At 40.6% G+C, this 5,288-nt stretch carries 5 protein-coding genes; 1 reads left to right on the top strand and 4 read right to left on the bottom strand.

Going from position 1 to position 5,288, the window contains the following annotated elements; all coding sequences use genetic code 11:
* Positions 1 to 54: 54 nt before the first annotated feature.
* Both VF500_RS18055 and VF500_RS18050 read right to left on the bottom strand, forming a co-directional pair.
* Positions 55 to 1,350 (bottom strand): sugar MFS transporter, encoded by a 1,296-nt coding sequence (locus tag VF500_RS18055; RefSeq protein ID WP_330861015.1) that lies wholly within the window; start codon positions 1,348 to 1,350, stop codon positions 55 to 57.
* A gap of 30 nt (positions 1,351 to 1,380) precedes the next feature.
* Complete coding sequence (locus VF500_RS18050) at positions 1,381 to 2,022, bottom strand: carbohydrate-binding family 9-like protein (protein ID WP_330861014.1); 642 nt, start codon at positions 2,020 to 2,022, stop codon at positions 1,381 to 1,383.
* A 249-nt stretch (positions 2,023 to 2,271) separates the two neighbouring features.
* Between VF500_RS18050 and VF500_RS18045 the strand changes: the two genes are divergently transcribed.
* Positions 2,272 to 3,615, top strand: coding sequence for an FAD-binding protein (locus VF500_RS18045; protein ID WP_330861013.1), 1,344 nt, complete (start codon positions 2,272 to 2,274; stop codon positions 3,613 to 3,615).
* Between the two features lie 87 nt (positions 3,616 to 3,702).
* Here VF500_RS18045 and VF500_RS18040 read toward each other — a convergent pair whose 3' ends face one another.
* Together VF500_RS18040 and VF500_RS18035 are read right to left on the bottom strand one after the other, a co-directional pair.
* Complete coding sequence (locus VF500_RS18040) at positions 3,703 to 4,119, bottom strand: RNA-binding protein (RefSeq protein ID WP_330861012.1); 417 nt, start codon at positions 4,117 to 4,119, stop codon at positions 3,703 to 3,705.
* A 491-nt stretch (positions 4,120 to 4,610) separates the two neighbouring features.
* On the bottom strand, positions 4,611 to 5,288 hold a 678-nt coding region (locus VF500_RS18035; RefSeq protein ID WP_330861011.1), incomplete at its 5' end, for a DUF4097 family beta strand repeat-containing protein.

Genomic DNA, 5,288 nt, shown 5'->3' with positions numbered 1-5,288 from the left:
AGTTGAATATCACTTCTCAGGCTTTTAGATAAAATGGGTAAAGAAATGTTACGATCAGGCTTTTACGTTTTGCCTGCCTGCTTTATGCCCTAATGTTGAATAGTAAAAAATAAACAGGTAAATAGGAATAAGTATAATATAGGCAGATTGTGCCGAAAACTTCTCCGAAAAATAGCCGTACAGCGGAGGTAGAACGGCACCACCTGCAATACCCATAACTAATAATGAAGATGCTATTTTGGTAAACCGGCCTAAACCTGCCAGGGCCAGCGGCCAGATAGCAGGCCACATTAATGAGTTAGCCAAACCAAGTAATGCAATGCAAAACACCGACGCATAACCATGGGTTAGCAACGTTGCAATTGTTAGTACAATACCTAAAATTGAAGAAGCTACCAATGCTTTTTGTTGTGTTATCAGTTTCGGGATACAGAAAACACCAACCAGGTAGCCCACAATCATGGAGATCAATGTACATGATGTAAAAAACTTAGCAGTTGACAATGGAATATGCTGTGAAGTACCGTAAAGCGAAATTGAATCGCCGGCTATAACCTCGGCACCTACATACACAAACAAGGTTACCACGCCAAGTATGAGGTGTGGAAACTGTACAATACTGGTTTTGTTTGTGTTTGCTGCGGCCACGGTTTCGTCTTCATGCTCAGTATTGATCTCCGGTAATGACGAAAAATAGATAAGTATTGCCAGTAAAATTAAAACTACCACCATGATGCCATAAGGCAGGATCACTCTTGATGCCAGCTGATTAAGTTCCAGCGCTTTTTCACTTGCACTTAAAGTTTTAAGCTTTTCAGTTATTGAATCAATATTGGCAAGTACTACTGTACCCAAAATAACAGGAGCCAAAGCACCGGCAATTTTATTACAGATCCCCATAATGCTGATGCGCTTTGCAGCTGTTTCAGCAGGGCCTAAAATGGTAATATATGGGTTTGATGCAGTTTGTAACACCGTTAAGCCGGTACCCTGAACAAACAAGCCAATTAAAAATATCCCGTAGGTACGGGTCATTGCGGCGGGTATAAATATCAGTGCGCCCAACGCCATTACAAACAAACCTATGGCCATGCCATTTTTAAAGCCAAACTTTTTTATGGTTTTCCCGGCAGGGATGCCCATTACAACATAAGCAATATAAAAAGCGGTGGTTACAAAATATGCTTCCTTTGTACTTAACTCACATGCTATTTTTAAATAGGGAATGAGGGTACCATTCATCCAGGTTACAAAACCAAAAATGAAAAATAAGGCCCCGATAATAACTATCGGGTTTATCGCTGATTTTTTTACCGGCGATTCGAGTACTGAACTTGTTGCCTGGGCCATAGTATATGGTTTAATTATAGGGATTTTACTTTAAATGAATTTTATCGTTCCAAAAAATGCTGATAAGTGAAAATCAGGTACTGGGTTATTGATGTTGCTCCAGCTTACAAAATGAGGCTCGGGCAAGTCATCGCCGCATTTAAAAAAATTTGCCCGGCTGGTAGTTCCATTTAATGTTTTGATATCATGATAAATAAAAACATCAAAAGGGACCAGCAATGTCAAATCCCATGTATTAAAACCGTCTGTATTTTCAGCCCAGTTGATATTACTCAGGGCTTTTATGCTGCTCACCTGATCATCAGGAACAGGTGTCCTTCCATGGCGGTCCTTACCGAAGCCTACCAGCGCGGTTCCGAGGGCATTAAACTCCAGGTTGTAATATTGGCCATCGCCAAAACCTATAAAAAACTCAACACAGCTATCTTTATAAACAGGGTCGTTTACTGTTTTATAAGTTGCAATGGTATGTTGCTCTTTTACAAAATACTTTAATGCGATACCATCCCCGGTATGGGCTATTGAAAAACTAACCGACGGAAAATATCCTGTATCAGTCCACAAAAGATTATCGATAGTGTACTTTTCTCCTTTTTCGAGCCAAACAGACAGCTCATCAAGGTTATTTTTATTGTAAGTACCCGGAATAAAGGGGGCGTAAACTTCCTTCACTATGTTTTATAAGATATTTTTTTTCAATTTACCAAAAGCGCATTCCAAATCAATGAATAACGCTGAATTAACATCCCAATGTTAATTTTTTTACCAAAATAAATAAAAAGTTTATAAAATTTTTAAAAATCTACATTTACTTATTAAAAAAACGTAAAAACTTTTCAAAGCAAGCCTATCAGGCAAATTCAGGATAATTTCAATTCATTTCTGTTTAATAATTGGCTACCTTGTACTAACCAATTTGTTATGAAAAGAAAAACTTTCATTCAATTAAGTACTACCTTAATGGCATCTCCCCTATTATCTTCAATCCCATCATGGGCACAACAACCTCACTTGCAAAACTGGTCGGGCAATTTAACTTATAGCACGGGTAATGTATTTTACCCCAAATCGGTTGAGGAAGTACAACAGCTCATTAAAAAACACGACAAAATAAAAGCATTGGGCACAAGGCACTGCTTCAATAACATTGCCGATAGTAAAGACAACCTGCTCTCTACACGCGATCTGAACAAGGTAGTATCCATTGACAAGCAAAACCATACCGTTACTGTTGAAGGCGGCATAAAATATGGCGAGCTTGCCCCATACCTTCATAAAGAAGGCTTTGCCCTTCATAACCTTGCCTCCCTGCCGCATATTTCAGTAGCAGGGTCTATCACAACAGCCACACATGGTTCCGGTGTAAAAAACGGCAATCTTTCAAGCGCGGTAGTAGGTTTAGAGATTGTTAAAGCGGATGGAAGTGTTGTTCATCTTTCAAAAACAAAAGATACCGCGAAGCTGAATGCAGCCGTAGTCGGTCTTGGCGCTTTGGGTGTTATCACTAAAGTTACGCTGCAAATACAGCCAACCTACATGATGAAACAACATGTATTCACCGGCTTACCCATGAGCGAGCTTAAGCAGCACTTTGAAAAAATTGTTTCGGCCGGCTATAGTGTAAGCCTGTTTACCGACTGGCAAAGCGACCATATTAACGAGGTTTGGATAAAAAGCAGGATAGGTACGGACAAAGATGAAAACCTAAAAGAATTTTATGGAGCAAAAGCCGCTACCAAAAACCTTCACCCTATCATAGCCCTCTCTGCCGAAAACTGTACCGAGCAAATGGGTGTACCCGGCCCATGGTATGAACGGTTACCGCATTTTAAAATGGGTTTTACACCAAGCAGCGGTAAAGAGCTGCAATCAGAATTTTTTGTACCTTTTGATCATGCGGTTGAAGCTATTGCTGCTGTGGCAAAATTAGGCAAACAGATCAGTCCGCACCTTTTCATCACCGAGATCCGCACCATTGCCGCCGATGACCTGTGGATGAGCCCGGCCCATAATCAAAAATCAGTAGCTATTCATTTTACCTGGAAACAGGAAACAGAAGCGGTATTGAAATTACTACCCCAAATTGAACGGGAACTTTCACCGTTTAAAGCAAGGCCTCACTGGGGTAAAATCTTTACCATCCCGGCTAAAACATTAGCGGCACGTTACGAAAAGATGGATGCTTTTAAAGCTGTAGTAGCCGAATTTGATCCGCACGGAAAATTCAGGAACCAGTTTTTAGCAAATGAACTTTACAAGTCCTGAAATAAGAAGGCTAAGGCTGCTGTAAATTAAAAAATCAATTTATTAGCTTTTAGCCTTACGCGTTTTGCTTTAAGCTTTCGAAAAAGCTTAAGGCTGCTGCCTGCGGGGGCGTTTTGCTCTAACCGGGGCTGCAGCTTCCTGCTGCTCAAACCTGTTGTTATTTTCGCGCGGAAAACGGGGCTTGTTGTAACCTTGCGGCTTTACTTTGTTAAAACCCGGCTTGGGCTTTGTAAATTGCTGCTGCTGTTGTTGCGGCTGATGCTTTTGTTCAGCTATCCTAACGCTGATCTCGCGTTCGTCGATAGTGGCACCGTTCATAGCGTCAATTGCCCGCTGAGCACCTGCCTCATCGGTCATTTCTAAAAAACCATAACCTTTACTAATGCCGCTGTCCTTATCGGTAATTATCCTTACGCTGCTTATTGTGCCATAAGCGCTGAACAGTTCAACAAGTTCAATTTCTTCCATGTCTCGTGGAAAACCCACGATAAAAAGCTTAACCATATTATACTTTGTAATTGCAATAGGTAACCAGTGAGCAAATATAGTGCACAAAAATGGTTTAGCCTATTGTTCAACGGTCAGTTGATGGCTTATTTGCAAAAAAAGCGTTCCGTATATCACCCCGGAACGCCAATTTCACACTAATTGTATAATCTCCCCTGCTTAATTAACCTCATTCCGGCAGTATTTTCTTTAAATTATCATTCCGGCTTATAATCAATCACTTGCTTTCACCAGATAAACCGAAATTCGACCAACAAACAGGTATAGCGTTGCCTTTTCTACCATCTGCCCCCTGAAAACCGACCTTATTAACAAAGAGAAACATGGTATAATATGCCGAATGCTGTTTACAACTTTAATGTTTAGTTTTAGTTTATCAATATTCTTAAACATGTGAGTTAACCGTTTAACTGACGAATTTTGCTGACAAAATTACCCGCAGTTTCCCCAATAATTAACAGACACTATGTTGAGATAAAGCTTATTGATTATTTTGCCTTGCGGATATAAAGGCTGCCAAAAGTAGTTTTCATCAATAACTCGGGACCGCCGCCTGCTATTTTTCCGTACACCCAGTCCTCCATTTTCAGGCTGTACATTCCTTTCTCGCCGGTATTTTTTGTAACTACCGGTTTGCGTTGTTCAGTTACCACATCAAAATCGGTAAATATATCGCCCTGGTCTGATTTCAGTTTGACATTTGCTTTAAGGCTTGCCGGGAAAGTAACATCTACCTTTCCATTAAGTGTTGAAAATGCCATAGCTGCTTTTGCATCAATGCTTTTAAAGGTAACTTCAACATTGCCATTAACCGTATTGGCCACAACCGACCCCGAAATATTGTTCAGTTTGATGTAACCGTTAACATTCCTGATCTCCAGATCACCGCTTAGGTTACTGGCGTTGATATTACCATTATTTACAGTGGATAATTTAACACTGGTACTGTTCATGGGCACTTTAATGGTCAGATTGGTAGTTTTATTAGGACTGCCATGAACGTTTACCTGGTTATTGTTTTCCTGTGCCTGGACATCAAGGCTGCTGCCGGCAGATAAACGCCTCATGCCGCCTGGTGCCGCTTCTTTTTCACGATGTCTTCTTTCTTCACCCTGGGCATCAATAATGATATCTTTCCCCTCGTAACCTATTATGGTGATTGAACC

The sequence above is a fragment of the Mucilaginibacter sp. genome, from assembly GCF_036383575.1.
Classification (GTDB): domain Bacteria; phylum Bacteroidota; class Bacteroidia; order Sphingobacteriales; family Sphingobacteriaceae; genus Mucilaginibacter.
The sequence above is the reverse complement of the archived record's forward strand: the minus strand, read 5'-3'. Positions and strand labels throughout refer to the sequence as shown.